The following is a 13609-nucleotide window of genomic DNA, read 5'->3' on the forward strand; positions in this document are numbered from 1 at the left end:
GTTCGTCCAGCATCATCTGACGGAGTCGGGTCACACTGACCTCCTTGTGACCCAAAAGCTATCCCAGCCAACAAACTACTCGACAGCCACAGAAGTAGCGGCCGCCGCGCAGCGGCTTAGTTCAAACAGGCCAGCGTTCACTGATTTCCAGCGGAGGACATTTCACATGGACGGAAAGTCGCCATCTCGGACAATTGCCCCAGAAACGAGCGCGGTATCGATAGTCCGCGAAAAACTGAGGAAAGCATTCGAAGAGGAGAAGGGCCTTTAGCCTCTCTTGATTCGCGGGCAACGTGCGTCGCTCGAGGAGCTCCCAACATACAACTAGATATCGGTCATCGGCAGATAAATGAGGCGGGAAGCAGCAACGAAGATACCCGCAGCCCTGCGGATATTTCAACGACAAGTCGCGCGAGTGCCTCTGCACCCCGCCCATGATCCAGCGCTACGTCGCCAAAATCTCCGGTCCGCTCCTCGACCGCATCGACATCCACATTGAAGTTCCGGCCGTTCAATATAAGGAGCTGCGCGGAGGAGCCGCCGCCGAAGGTTCCTCCGAAATTCGCGCCCGCGTGATGGCCGCCCGGGACCGCCAGCAAGCGAGGTTCAAGATCTCCGGCGAAAAAATCTTCTCCAACGCCCAGATGTCCACACGCCAGATCCGCGTCCATTGCGAACTCGGCCCCGACGCCGAGCGCCTGCTCGAACGAGCCATGCAGCAGCAGGGACTCACCGCACGAGCTCATGACCGCATCCTTAAAGTAGCCCGCACCATCGCCGACCTCGAGGGCGCCGAACGGCTCGCCGTTTCCCACCTCGCCGAAGCCATCCAATACCGCACGCTAGACCGCAGCTATTGGGCTTGAAGTCCCAATCCACGAGATTTATGTGGTGTGCGCCACATAGCGCGGATAACTCCAATGATTCCTTTTGTTTGAGAAAAGATAGCTCGAGTTTCCGTGATTTTCTTTTGGCGTGGTTTCAGGACCGTCTAAATATAACAATATTAATATGTTAACCTCATTCCCTCTTCTAAAGCTCGCCCTCCCAGTTCGAGGTAAACTTCAAAAAAAGATGTTGACCCGGAATCGGACCCGTTGTACATTCATGAGTGCCATCCGTAGGGGTAGATTGCTAAGCGCGATCGCGCGTCTTTCTGCTTTTTCCGCCTCCAACTCCGGACTCAAATTCATCCACAGGTGGCAGGGTGTGTTTGGGGTTCCATGTCGGCTGAAATCGCCCGGCGCAAAGCTCGCAACAGCAGTCACTTCTATCCGTTACAGGGCAAGTTGCCTGTTCCCACTGAACGCTGCTTTGCGGCAAAAGTTTTTTGAACTCCATGCCCAATTTGTGCGTCTAAAGGGGAGAACAGACTGCTTGGGGCAGCAGCTCGATTTCATATCTAGTCAGTAACTGTATCGCCGGTGCCAGGTAGTACCAGCGAACAGGTCTGGAAGGAGATTCACTTTATGCGTTCTGATTTGGTTTTTGGAGCACTTTCCCACGTCACCAATCGCTACCAGCTCTGCCAGTTGGCGAGCAAGGCGACCCGAAAGCTGCACAAGCCGAACACTCGGTTGCAGGACACTACCAACGAAGTCCTCGTCCGCTTCCACTCCACCAACCCCGGAACCCTGGCGCAGGTCTATGCCCCAGTGCCTCGGCCCATCGAAACGCGGCGCGCCGCGTAGTCACCATCTCCTGTATTATTAGAGGAGTTAAGCAAACACTCAGGCGGCCTTTTCACAAGGCACAATTGGCCGCCTTCCCGCCTGCATTGAAGTCCCTTTCATTAAGGTTTTCGCTTTAATGCAGAACTGCACTTCTGACCGCAACTCTTAAACCCCGCCTATTGCTCCTGGAGCACTTCCCTCTCTCGGGTCTCCCACTTACCCCCTTCCGCAGGTGAACATGACGATCGCCGAACTCAAAGAAAAAAACATCACTGAACTGAGCCGCATTGCGCGCACCCTGGAAATCCCGGGCACTAGCGGCCTCCGCAAACAGGACCTGATCTTCAAAATCCTTCAGGCCCAGAGCGAAAAAGAAGGCCACATCTTCGCTGAAGGTGTGCTCGAAATCCTGCCCGATGGCTATGGATTCCTTCGCTCGCCCGACTACAACTATCTGCCTGGTCCCGACGACATCTACGTTTCTCCTTCGCAGATTCGCAAATTCGATCTGAAGACCGGCGATTCCATCAGCGGCAACGTGCGCCCGCCCCATGAAGGCGAGAAATACTTTGCGCTGGTCAAGATCGAAGCCATCAATTTCGAGTCTCCTGAAGAGACGCGCAACAAGATCCTCTTCGACAATCTGACGCCGCTCTATCCGCAGGAACGCATCAAGCTTGAGACCGTGCGCGAGGCCGTCAGTGGCCGCGTGATGGATTTGCTCACTCCTGTCGGCAAAGGCCAGCGCGGTCTCATCGTCGCTCCGCCGCGCACCGGCAAGACGATGCTGCTGCAGTCGCTCGCGAACTCCATTACTGCCAATCAACCTGAAGTCGTCCTCATCGTCCTGCTCATCGACGAGCGCCCCGAAGAGGTCACCGACATGCAGCGCTCCGTCAAGGGCGAAGTCATCAGCTCCACTTTCGACGAGCCGGCAGCCCGACACGTACAGGTCGCCGAAATGGTAATAGAGAAGGCCAAGCGCCTCGTCGAGCACAAGCGCGACGTCGTCATCCTGCTCGACTCCATCACGCGCCTTGCCCGCGCCTACAACACCATCGTGCCCCCTTCGGGCAAAGTGCTCTCCGGCGGCGTCGACTCCAACGCCCTGCAGCGCCCCAAGCGCTTCTTCGGCGCGGCCCGCAACATCGAAGAAGGCGGGTCCTTGACGATCATTGCCACCGCCCTCGTCGACACTGGCTCGCGCATGGACGAAGTCATCTTCGAAGAATTCAAGGGCACCGGCAACATGGAAATCATCCTTGACCGCAAGCTCGTCGACAAGCGCGTCTTCCCGGCCATCGACATCCAGCGCTCCGGCACGCGTAAAGAAGAGCTGCTCATCCCCAAGGAAGATCTCCAGCGCATCTGGATCCTGCGCAAGGTCCTCAACCCGTTGTCGCCCGTCGAAGCAATGGAACTGCTCATCAGTCGCCTCGAGAAAGTCCGCAACAACGCCGAGTTCCTCGCCAACATGAATCAGCTATAGCCGAATGAACCGAACACTTTCTCCTTGTCCGTTAGTTTGCGCCGAAGGCGCGGTTGGCCGCACCGCAGGTGCCTCCGGGGTCTAGGTGGTACTCCAGAGACTGGCAAAAGGCCGGGGCATCATCCCCGGCCTTCGTGTTTTCGATCCAGGCCAAAGAGTGTCATTCCGACCGGACCCTGAGCGCAGCGAAGGGAAGCGGAGGAACCTGCAGTTGCTCTTCCGGCCCTTCCTCCTTGCTTTCTCCCCTGCCGTGGTGCATTGTGAAACTGCAACCACCATGCCCACCCCCGCCAAGCTCTGGAATGGCGTCTCCTGCGCGCTGATCGCACTCCTGATCCTGCTCACCATTCAATCTGACGCACTCCCCCATCCGCAACGCCGTCTAGCCGCATTGCCGCGTGTAACCCTCTGGGCCTGGGAACGCCGCGAAGATTTCCGCACCATCGATACGCGTCGCTTCGCCGTCGCCTACCTCGACCAGACAGTGACCATCGGCCTCACCGTCCACGCCCAACCGCGTCGCAACGCTCTTGCTTTTCCATCAACCGCCACGCGCATCCCCGTCGTCCGCATTGAAGCGCCTTCTACGGCAATCCTGAATGATGAAAACCGCAAAGACGCCATCCAATCAATCCTCGTCTCCGCGCACCAGCCCGGCATCGCCGCCCTGCAAATCGACTTCGATGCCACCCGCTCCCAGCGCCCCTTCTATCGCGATCTGCTCATTGACCTCCATCGACAAATCCCCGCCAGCCTTCCCCTCTCCATCACTGCCCTCGCCTCCTGGTGCAGTTGGGACAACTGGATTCGCGATCTTCCCGTAGACGAAGCCGTGCCCATGATGTTTCGCATGGAGCCCGATCATCGCCGCGCTCCGCCATCCATCAACGACTTTCAGATCCGCGAACCGCTCTGTCGCACCTCCATCGGTGTTTCGACCGATGAGCCATGGCCAGACCACCTCGCCGGCAAACGCATCTACGTCTTCCCAGACCACGGCTGGCGCGCCGACCCGCCCGCCGAACTTGCTCGGAGACTCCCATGAAATCTCGCCTGCTCGCGATTGCTGCCCTCATCGCTGTCGTCTTGCTATCACCCATCGGCAACGTCGAAGCCTGCGGACCCGACTTTGAAGGCGACGTCTTTGTCAGCATCACCAGGCCCGACGATTCTGCCGCATTCGCCGCAGGCCATCTCGGCATCCTGCAGGACGGCTTCGACTCGAACGACTACGCTGTCGCCTATCGCTACCTCAACGGTGGCAACCTCTCCGACGCCGAACGCAGCGTTTACGCACCAACCATCGGCCAGCCTCAGATCGTCGCGGATTACCGGAATCTCACACCGGCACAGATCACCGCCGCGCAGGAAGCAGAAAAGCAAGCTCAGGAAAATGCTCAGCCCTTTGGCAAATGGCTAAAGGCGCGCGCGCAATATATCCCCGAGGGCACGCCGGGAGAACAGAAGCCCACCTTTCCCACCAATTACGACGGCACCATATCCCTCGACGAGGGCTATCTCAATTGCCCCGGGCCCGCGTTTGACAATGCGAGCCTCACTCTTAACGTGCGCGCAAAAACCTGGGGTCCCCAAAATCCATTTCTGCGCGACTGGATACACGCGCAGGACGCCGTCTTTGCCAACTGCGCAAGCAAGATCGTTGTCATCCCCACTCCCGCCTCAGCCAACAGCCCCGCCCTGCTCAAAGCCGATCGCGCCTACCAGATCGCCTCCGCAACTTTCTACGCCAAACAGTTCGCCGAAGCCGCCCGCCAGTTCGCCGCCATCGCCGCCGATAATTCATCCCCCTGGGCCGCATGGGGACCCTACCTCGCCGCCCGCGCCACCGTGCGCCAAGCCTTCGCCATGGGCAACGCAACCGATCCCTACAGCGGCGACCTTGCAAGCTACGACACCAACACGATGCAGCGCGCCCAGCAAATGCTGGAGTCGCTGCTCAAACAGCCCGACCCAAAACCATCGCGCACCATCATTCAGGCTGAACTCAACTTCATCCGCATCCGCACCGAGCCTACTCAGCGCGTTGCCGAGATCTGCTCCGCGCTCGCCGGCCCAGGTCCCGACCCGCGCTTCCGCCAGGATCTCGCTGATCTTAGCTGGATCATGATGAAGCACGGCAAACTCGCCGATACTCCGCCGCTCCTCGAATGGATTGAGGCCTGGCGAGGAAGCGATACGTCTGCCACCGCCCTTTCCAAATGGCAACAGAGACGTGAACTCCCTTGGCTGGTGATCGCAATGGACAAGTCGAACCCATCCGATCCATTCGCCCCACAACTCATCGATGCGGCTGCGAAGATTCCAAAAACCTCACCCGCTTACGACACCATCTTCTTCCAGCGCGTTCGTCTGCTCATCGCACTCAAGCGCACCGACGAAGCACGCTCCCTGCTTGATATCGCTCTTCCCGCATTGCAACGCCAGAAGCCCAGTTCCAAACTCAACGCGCTCCTCGCTGAACGCCTGGTCGTCGCACGCAACTTCAGCGAGTTCCTCACCTACGCACCACGCCCCACACTCAGTACCGGATCGCAAGGCTCCTGGGATCTGCAAGGCCAATGCAACGCGAAAGCCCGCGCCGTGAACGAACAGGCGGATTGCCCCGAGCTCACTCAACCGCAATTCGACGACGACGCCGTCATCGTACTGAACCAGCAAACCCCCATCAACCTGCTCATCGAAGCAGCCACTTCCACAAGCCTTCCCGCAAACCTGCGCCAGAACATCGCCATCGCCACGTGGACGCGAGCCGTCCTCTTTGAGGACGCAGCTAGCGCGACAAAGCTCGCTCCGTCTCTGCCCAAAGCGGTCCGCGACACTGCCGGTTCCAGCATCGGCTTCCCGGCCGATCTCGCCATCCTCCGCAATCCCGGCATTCGCCCCTACCTGGAACTGGGAGTATCGCGTGTCGCCAGCTTCAGCTACTTCGATGAGTTGCGCAACAACTGGTGGTGCAAGCCATGGGGAGACCCTCAGAACTACGAACAGGCCAAAAACCCAAAGCCGCTCCCCATTCCACCCTTCCTGCCTTCGGACGCGCTAGCTCGAGCCGCTTCTGAGTATCAGCGCCTCCAGCAATTCCCAGACTCCGTCATCGTCATCGGCCAGCGAGTTCTCGACTACGCAAAAGATCATCCCGACGATCCGCTCGTTCCTGAAGCTCTGGCTCTCACAGTGCGCGCCGGACACTATGCCTGCCAGGCGTATAACACCACTGGAGATCCTGATAAATCCGAGTACACTCCAATCAGCAAGACTGCCTTCGAGCTTCTCCACCGCCGCTACCCCAAATCCCCCTGGGCCTTGAAGACACGCTATTACTACTAGATTGGTCCTGGCCGTCTGGCCCGAGCTATCATCGCCGTCCCGAGAGTGACAGCGCGGAGCGCTTTGCCGATTCCCCGCTCACTGGTAAACTAAATAAGTCGTGGGGCTGTAGCTCAGCTGGGAGAGCGCCTCGTTCGCAACGAGGAGGCCAGCGGTTCGATCCCGCTCAGCTCCACCATATAATCAGCAACTTGCGGCATCCCCAGCATCTCGTTTGCGGCGCTTCTGTCGTTGTTTGTGTCGTAACCCTTCGTTTTGCCCTCCTTGGAGCAAGATGCGGGGGGCGATCCTCCAAGAACCGTTTAGCCACATCGCGGAACAGGAGCCGGGTGAAATTGTCACTACTGGCCGCAAGTTTGCCCGCTTTGGCCTCGGCAATTCTGTCTTTTCCCTTGTTTTGCGCATCCCGCCAGTCGGTTGTTCCCAGACTCTGCCAGTAACGCACGCCGTCCACAGCGAAATGGCAGTGCCACGTTTTACCGCGCTTTTTGAGTGCCATTTCTCCTCCTGTCCGTCTCCTTCACCCTTCCATCCCTGTGCAGCCTGTAACGTTGTCGGTCAGCCGCTCGTCTCTTCGCTTTGAATTCTTCAGAGGACTGGTGGGCTTTCACGCGGCATTTCACACTGCAATGTGTCTGGTCGATTCTTTCTGCAACGAAGTACCTGCGACATGAGCATTCCCGCACATCTTCAATTTGATTTCGTTCCGCGATCTGAAGCGCGCACCACACAGCCTGAGCTTCCGCATTGTCTTCCGCGGACAGACGATGACTGTCGGCGGAAAGAAAGCCAAGCCTAGGTACAAAACTAAGCAGATCAATTTGCGGAATGATCTTGTAGCGCAGGAGTCTCTCATTCAACTCAGAATTGAACTGAATCAGGCTTGGAATAAGCGTGTCGGCAGGCCTGTGATCGCGATAGCCTTCCATCAACTGAATCACGATCCCTTGATGAGCGCGCAGCAATTGGATGATTCGACCGACACGCTCCTTGGTTGCTGTGGTCAACGTGTCGCCATTCACAAGATGCGTAATCCAGAGCCTAAGCTGTGATCTCGCGAGCGGTCTTATCCCGCTTGAGTTCGACTACAACGAGGTCCCCATCTCCATTCATGCAAAGCAAATCGATACGCCCACCGGAACTGGTTATGACTTGGCGTCCGATTACCATGAGGGCAGAGTCGTCAGGTACGAGAACCGACACGTTGTTGCATATCCAGTTTTCGATTCGTTCCTCGTAATCCAGCTTCGAGGGCTCTATTTCCCTCAGGCAATCGCTTTCGTCGACAGCCCAGACACGCACTCCATCTGACATATCACGCTCCAGAATCTCCATTCCGGGTTCTGCCTTCGTTTGGTAAAGACAATGGGTTTGCAACTCTCGGCTGGTCGCCTCACTTGCCCTTCCCGTTGGGATCAGAAATTTCTTGTACTGCGCGCCGTCTCGAACATCGCACATAAAGCCCCAGTCGGCCTTCCGGCTGTGACCATCGCAAGCAGAGAACCGGCTATCGTCATCCTTCATTAATCCAGACGGAGCGCAGGTCGGCACGGATTACAGCCGCGGAGAGAAATTCCCGCAGCGATCCGATTGCGCCCTCCGGCTTTCAAGGACCAGTTACCGAACTATCTTGATTCGGGAATTTTGGCTATTCGGCGGCTTTTAGTTGTAAATCCGCAGGGACGGCTTTCATCTCCTCGATACAGGTGTTCACCTGGGCCATCGGAACGTGTGGGTCGAGACCTCCGTGACTTATGAGGATCTTGGCCTTCGCGGTGCCTGGTTCTGACGGTTGCGAGGTATCGAGGCCTTCGTGAACGCTGACGACCCCGGAGACATCCGCACCGCTTCCAGCGAGTTCGAGCATCGTCATGCCACCAAAACAATACCCGACTGTAACCATGCCTCTGGCTCAAGTGTGGTGTGCGGTCGTTCTGCTCGCCGAGATGCGCGCAATCATTTCGCTGTTCTTTTCCATATGGGTCGGAGCGAATCCCTTCTCAACCAAGGCTCCCGTGGGGCATGCCTGGATGCATTTGCCGCAGTTGGTGCAATTTCGGGCGTTACCCCAGTCTTCCGCCATATCGCTCACCAGCCGCGAAGAGATCCCGCGAGCGGATACCTCCCAAACATGGGCACCCTCCAGTTCTGCGCAGGCACGTACGCATCGGGTGCACAGAATGCACCGATTGTGATCAACGACGTATCGCGGATGGCTCATATCGACATGAAGACGCGGATTGTCGTACGGATACCGAACGTGTGTGATTTCAAGCGATTGCGCAAGCGTTTGGAGTTCACAGCGACCGTTCGATACGCACACAGAGCAGATGTGGTTGCGTTCGACTAAAAGCAGTTCGATCGCCATCCTGCGATATTCTTCGAGTCTGGGCGATGTTGTTCTGATCGACATGCCATCCTGAACAGGTGTGGTGCAAGCCGGCAACAACCGATCGGTTCCTGCAAGTTCAACCATGCATACACGGCACGCGCCCGTTGCGCTTAAGCCCTTGAGGTAGCAAAGCGTCGGGATATCTTTTCCGTGTTCGCGAGCGGAGTCAAGGAGCGTTTGACCCTCGGGTACTGTTATCAACTCGCCATCGATTCTTAAAGAGATGGTTTTCAAGGGTTCTCCTTCCAAGGCTCACTTCTCCGCAACCAGGGCGCGCAGGTCGCAACGAAGACAACGCCGGCTTTCCTCGATGGCTTCAGCCGAACTTAACGTGCAAACAACTTCGTCCTGTGTTCGTACGCGAACTGCGACTGCTGCATTTTCACCGGCATGTCGTTTGCTCAGGCTCGGCTCACCGGGAGTGCTACGGCCATATTCAAGCTGAGGGAAGATTTGCTCCCAGCGCGTATCACCCATCAGGCGTTCATCGATCTTTCGAGCGGCCTGTTTACCTCCGCTCATCGCATTTGAGACATTCGAGGCGCCTGTAATCACATCGCCTCCGGCGTAGAAACCCCGTCGGCTCGTTTCCAACGTGAATCGGTCTACCTTGATCGTTCCTTGTTCCTTCAGTTCCAGTCCCGATGCGCGGCAGAAATCAAGATCGAATGTTTCCCCGACGGCGAGGATGACGGTGTCGCACTCAAAGCGTTTGACCTCATCTGTAGGAATCGGTCGCCGCCGACCTGAGTTGTCGTATGCGCCCAAGCGGGTCTTCACAATTTCAATTGCTTTCACTTGACCCTTTGCGTCTCCGAGAATGCGGTGAGGCGCCGCGAGGAACACCAGCCGTACGCCCTCTTCTTCGGCTGCGCGAATTTCTTCATCGATCGCGGGCATATCACTGCGTTCGCGTCGATAGAGAATCGTCACCTCGGCGCCAGCCCGCCTTGAAGTCCTGGCCGAGTCGATTGCCGCATTGCCGCCGCCTATAATAGCTACGCGCGAACCAAGTGGAACGGACTCGTTCTTTGCCATCGACTCAAGGAAGGGTAGAGCAGGATAAACCCCGGTCAATTCCGTGCCAGGCAGATAGAGCCACGACTCTTTCCACGTTCCGATGGAGAGAAATGTCGCGTCGAATTGGCTCGCCAGATCATTTAGAGAAAGTTCCGTCCCGACTTTCGTGTTAAAAATCATCTTGACGCCGATACGTTCGATTAATTCGAGTTCACGATGAAGCACCGATTTCGGCAGGCGATATTCCGGAATCGCGAACCGAAGCATACCACCCGCCTCGCTGCGCTCTTCGAAGACTGTGACTTCATGTCCCAACATGACCAGGTAAAATGCAGCTGTCAACCCGGTCGGCCCGGCTCCGGCAACTGCGATCTTGCGCCCCGTGGGCGCCAGTTTGTGGGTCAGGATACGCTCCACCATCGGTTCGAACAGTTCCGAAGAATACACCGCGTCTGCGATGTAGCGATGCACTTCGCGCATATTCACAACTTCATCGAACGACTGTCGCCGGCATCGGTTATCGCATGGATGCTGGCAAACGCGGCCCGTAGACGCAGGGAGTGGATTGTCCATCAGCACTGATTCAAATGCGTCCTCAAGGCGACCTTCCTGAAAGAGCTCAAGGAAGCGGGGGATATTCATCCGGAGAGGACAGCTGTTCTCGCATGGGGATACTGCAAGTTCCTGACACACCCCAGCTCGGCAACGTCTTGCCAGGATATGGTCGTGGTACTCGTCGCGAAAGTGTCTCAGTGTCGTCAGGACGGGATTTGGAGCCGACTGGCCGAGGCCGCAAAGAGAGCAAGCACGGATCATCCGCGCCAGTTCGTCCAGTGTCTCCAGATGTTCCATCGTTCCGCGGCCTTCGGTGATTGCGTTAAGTATTCGAAGTGCCTTGTCGAGCCCGACCCTGCACGGCACGCACTTGCCGCACGATTCGGAATGTGTGAATTCGATGAAGTACCGCGCGACATCGACCATGCAGTTGTCTTCATCCAGTACGACCATTCCGCCCGAGCCCATGATCGAACCGATTTGCGCAAGACTCTCATAGTCCACGGGAGTGTCGAACATCTCTGCGGGGATGCATCCGCCCGACGGGCCACCTGTCTGGACGGCGAGTACGCGACGCCCGCTTGCCGCACCCTCACCGATGTCGTAGATGAACGTTCTTAGAGGTGTACCAAGCGGCATTTCTACAAGTCCGGTGTTCTGCACTTTTCCCACAAGAGAGAAAACTTTCGTCCCGGGGCTTTTCTGACTACCCGTCTCGGCGAACCAACTCGGTCCGCGACTAACAATCGCAGGAATATTGCACCAGGTTTCGACATTGTTGATGTCGGTGGGGATGCCCCATAGTCCGCTCTGTGCCGGAAAAGGAGGACGGGGGCGCGGTCGGCCGGCACAACCCTCCAGCGACGCAATCAACGCAGTCTCTTCTCCGCAAACAAATGCACCGGCACCCTGAACCAACTCGATGTTAAAGTCGAATCCGCGATTAAGAATGTTCGTTCTAAGCAAACCGTATTCGCGCGCTTGCTCAACAGCACGACTCAGTCGGCGCACCGCCAGCGGGTATTCCGCACGGATGTAAACGATCCCTCGCGTGGAACCGGTGGCATATGCTCCGATAATCATGCCTTCCAGAACAGAATGAGGATCGCTCTCGATCTCGTTGCGGTTCATGTACGCGCCCGGGTCTCCCTCGTCCGCATTGCAGATGATGTACTTCTCATCCGCCTTCGCCTTGGCAAGGAAGTCCCACTTGTTTCCTGTCAAAAATCCGGCGCCACCGCGTCCGCGCAACCGCGATGCTTTGATTTGCTCAATGATCGATTCCGGTCGTCCATCGATAAGAACCTTGTAAAGTGACTGATAACCTCCGACTGCGATGTACTCCTCAATATCTTCCGGATTAATCAGCCCCGCGTTCCTAAGCACGATCTTCTTCTGACCTTTGAAGAATGGGATCGAGTTCCACAGGGGTATCTCAGGATAGCCCTGGCCGAATTTGAACTGCGCGGTGACGTGATCCCACTCTTCCAGTTTGCAAAAGACAAGATCGGGAGGCATCACCTTTGACGAAAGGACTTCGAGAATTCGGTTGGCGTCGTTCGGTCGAACGTGATGCAAAATCACCAACGGCGCACCGGGGATTCGAACTCCTACGAGCGGCTCCTGGAAGCAGGCACCGAAGCAGCCCACGCCCGCAAGCTGAACATCCTGTCCGCTTCGTTCAATGGCATCGTTCAGGGCGTGAAATACCTCTTCGGCTCCGTTACCACGCCCACATGTACCCATTCCCACGGTAATCCGCGGAATGGGAGACATGAGCTTGGCAATCCCGGATTCGCGTATAGCGTTAAAGCTCCCGATATCCTCGATGCGCGGCTTCATTTTTTCCTCAAGCTCAACACGTTGATCTCACGTTGCAGGGTGCGCTCATTCACGTGACTCAGGATGTGATGATTCACTTCAACAACGGGCGCCAGAGCACACTGTCCAAAACAAGCTACGGTTCTAACCGTGAAGTGCCGATCTTTCGTCGTCATCGACAGCTTGTCGGCGTCGTTGGAACCGTCGGTGGTTCGCTGATGCAAACCAAGGTCGAGGCAGAGCTTGGCAAGCAGATCTCGCGAGCCGCGAGTGTGGCACGCAGTACCTCGGCATACGCAAACCACGTTATCGCCCTGCGGGTCGAGATTGAAGAGCGCATAGAAGGTGGCGACGCTGTAGACCTTTGCAGGGGGGATTCCAGTTTTGGCGGCGACATAGCGGAGGGTATCCAGCGACAGAAACTTGTGAGGATTTGCGCCCTGCACATCCTCGAGAATGCCCAACAATGCGCCCGCTCCATCTCCGTGCACGGCAATCACCTTGTCGATCAGCAGCTTCTCGTTTGCATTCAATCCCTGAGCAATCTCTTCCCGCATTCGACCCTCCTCCAGGTGTCAGGAACCTCGTTGGTCGTCGGATTTCTTGCGATGCTCTGAAGAAGTGGAGAGGAAAGGGCGCGCACCGACAGAGCACATTCCAACGGGCACGCGCAACGCGTTTCAGTTTCCTGCATCGGAACTCCCGAGAGTCGTCCGCCGGAACTTTGGAATGACGAGCGCAGCTTTGGATGTGCCTTTGATCACATAACGCTGTGACTAGGTGTCGGAGCAAGATCTTCCCCAACCGTGATTTTGCATTCGTAAAGAAGGACCGACTTGCGTGGGATCTCAAGTCAAAAGGGGTTGAGGAGATGAACAGAGGAAGGACGCCTCGTTCAAGAAAAATGAGCTACCCTTCACTCACCCTTGAGCAGTTCGACAGAGACAAGAGCCTCCGGCCTATTGTCAGGATGCCCTGTAACTTTTGCCGAATCTCCCATCACTGACCCTCGCAAAAAGTATGTGATTGGGTGTGTGAGATCAGCCGGTAATGATGAGCCCGCATAAGGACTCACACGAACATTCGCGTACAAATCAGAACCCTCTACCTGATAAGAACCGAAGTACGTGTGCGCTGGGTCTCCACCTTCAATCAGCCCGTCATGCAACACGGCCACACCGTCTCCCTTCACTTCCCCAGATGTGAAATGCGCATACCAAATGCCTTGCATTTATCTAGCTCCTTACCGAAGATTGCGAATCTGGGCAACCAGCATACTCCAAATTTCAATGTGCGCACCAGCTCGCACAT

The 13609-nt window shown here is 56.8% G+C and carries 12 protein-coding genes, 1 tRNA gene and 1 pseudogene; 7 read left to right on the forward strand and 7 right to left on the reverse strand.

The features are described 5' to 3' along the window. The 7 genes and pseudogenes from WCA10_RS13455 to WCA10_RS13485 form a co-directional block, all read left to right on the forward strand. Nucleotides 1-271: hypothetical protein (locus tag WCA10_RS13455; protein WP_472823044.1), on the forward strand; the 271-nt coding region annotated here is incomplete at its 5' end. Nucleotides 272-377: 106 nt separating this feature from the next. Continuing rightward, a pseudogene (locus WCA10_RS13460) lies at nucleotides 378-866 on the forward strand (magnesium chelatase subunit ChlI family protein); the annotation flags it as partial. Nucleotides 867-1469: 603 nt separating this feature from the next. Continuing rightward, nucleotides 1470-1691, forward strand: a complete 222-nt coding sequence (locus WCA10_RS13465; RefSeq protein WP_472823045.1) for a DNA-directed RNA polymerase subunit omega — start codon at nucleotides 1470-1472, stop codon at nucleotides 1689-1691. Nucleotides 1692-1911: 220 nt separating this feature from the next. Then, a complete protein-coding gene (gene rho / locus WCA10_RS13470; protein WP_472823046.1) occupies nucleotides 1912-3162 on the forward strand; it encodes a transcription termination factor Rho in 1251 nt (416 codons plus the stop codon). A gap of 277 nt (nucleotides 3163-3439) precedes the next feature. Further along, complete coding sequence (locus tag WCA10_RS13475) at nucleotides 3440-4207, forward strand: DUF3142 domain-containing protein (RefSeq protein ID WP_472823047.1); 768 nt, start codon at nucleotides 3440-3442, stop codon at nucleotides 4205-4207. Continuing rightward, nucleotides 4204-6510, forward strand: a complete 2307-nt coding sequence (locus WCA10_RS13480) for a hypothetical protein (protein WP_472823048.1) — start codon at nucleotides 4204-4206, stop codon at nucleotides 6508-6510. Before WCA10_RS13475 ends, WCA10_RS13480 begins: the two co-directional genes overlap by 4 nt. Before the next feature lie 102 nt (nucleotides 6511-6612). Further along, nucleotides 6613-6688 (forward strand) — tRNA-Ala (locus WCA10_RS13485). Here the strand turns inward: WCA10_RS13485 and WCA10_RS13490 are convergent. The 7 genes from WCA10_RS13490 to WCA10_RS13520 form a co-directional block, all read right to left on the reverse strand. Next, nucleotides 6677-7009: a hypothetical protein gene (locus tag WCA10_RS13490; protein WP_472823049.1), complete on the reverse strand. Its 333-nt coding sequence runs from the start codon at nucleotides 7007-7009 to the stop codon at nucleotides 6677-6679. The two genes, WCA10_RS13485 and WCA10_RS13490, sit on opposite strands and share 12 nt — an antisense overlap. Continuing rightward, complete coding sequence (locus WCA10_RS13495; RefSeq protein WP_472823050.1) at nucleotides 6987-7532, reverse strand: hypothetical protein; 546 nt, start codon at nucleotides 7530-7532, stop codon at nucleotides 6987-6989. The genes WCA10_RS13490 and WCA10_RS13495 overlap by 23 nt, the downstream gene beginning before the upstream one ends. A gap of 19 nt (nucleotides 7533-7551) precedes the next feature. Further along, nucleotides 7552-7824 (reverse strand): hypothetical protein, encoded by a 273-nt coding sequence (locus WCA10_RS13500; RefSeq protein WP_472823051.1) that lies wholly within the window; start codon nucleotides 7822-7824, stop codon nucleotides 7552-7554. Nucleotides 7825-8158: 334 nt separating this feature from the next. Further along, complete coding sequence (locus tag WCA10_RS13505) at nucleotides 8159-8413, reverse strand: dienelactone hydrolase family protein (protein WP_472823052.1); 255 nt, start codon at nucleotides 8411-8413, stop codon at nucleotides 8159-8161. A 9-nt stretch (nucleotides 8414-8422) separates the two neighbouring features. Further along, complete coding sequence (gene hoxU / locus WCA10_RS13510; RefSeq protein WP_472823053.1) at nucleotides 8423-9151, reverse strand: bidirectional hydrogenase complex protein HoxU; 729 nt, start codon at nucleotides 9149-9151, stop codon at nucleotides 8423-8425. Between the two features lie 3 nt (nucleotides 9152-9154). Next, nucleotides 9155-12319 (reverse strand): NADH-ubiquinone oxidoreductase-F iron-sulfur binding region domain-containing protein, encoded by a 3165-nt coding sequence (locus WCA10_RS13515; protein WP_472823054.1) that lies wholly within the window; start codon nucleotides 12317-12319, stop codon nucleotides 9155-9157. Then, entirely contained in the window at nucleotides 12316-12855 is a 540-nt protein-coding gene (locus WCA10_RS13520; RefSeq protein WP_472823055.1) for an NADH-quinone oxidoreductase subunit NuoE family protein, read from the reverse strand. Before WCA10_RS13520 ends, WCA10_RS13515 begins: the two co-directional genes overlap by 4 nt. Between the last annotated feature and the right edge of the window lie 754 nt (nucleotides 12856-13609).

Origin of the sequence: Occallatibacter sp., assembly GCF_049582745.1 — a bacterium.
Classification (GTDB): domain Bacteria; phylum Acidobacteriota; class Terriglobia; order Terriglobales; family Acidobacteriaceae; genus Telmatobacter.

Excerpts from the sequence above, each read along its gene's own strand:
- WCA10_RS13465 (WP_472823045.1), top strand. The coding sequence starts at position 1,470 with ATGCGTTCTGATTTGGTTTTTGGAGCACTTTCCCACGTCACCAATCGC.
- WCA10_RS13520 (WP_472823055.1), bottom strand. The coding sequence starts at position 12,855 with ATGCGGGAAGAGATTGCTCAGGGATTGAATGCAAACGAGAAGCTGCTG.
- WCA10_RS13490 (WP_472823049.1), bottom strand. The coding sequence starts at position 7,009 with ATGGCACTCAAAAAGCGCGGTAAAACGTGGCACTGCCATTTCGCTGTG.
- WCA10_RS13500 (WP_472823051.1), bottom strand. The coding sequence starts at position 7,824 with ATGTCAGATGGAGTGCGTGTCTGGGCTGTCGACGAAAGCGATTGCCTG.
- WCA10_RS13475 (WP_472823047.1), top strand. The coding sequence starts at position 3,440 with ATGCCCACCCCCGCCAAGCTCTGGAATGGCGTCTCCTGCGCGCTGATC.
- WCA10_RS13515 (WP_472823054.1), bottom strand. The coding sequence starts at position 12,319 with ATGAAGCCGCGCATCGAGGATATCGGGAGCTTTAACGCTATACGCGAA.
- rho (WP_472823046.1), top strand. The coding sequence starts at position 1,912 with ATGACGATCGCCGAACTCAAAGAAAAAAACATCACTGAACTGAGCCGC.
- WCA10_RS13505 (WP_472823052.1), bottom strand. The coding sequence starts at position 8,413 with ATGGTTACAGTCGGGTATTGTTTTGGTGGCATGACGATGCTCGAACTC.
- WCA10_RS13480 (WP_472823048.1), top strand. The coding sequence starts at position 4,204 with ATGAAATCTCGCCTGCTCGCGATTGCTGCCCTCATCGCTGTCGTCTTG.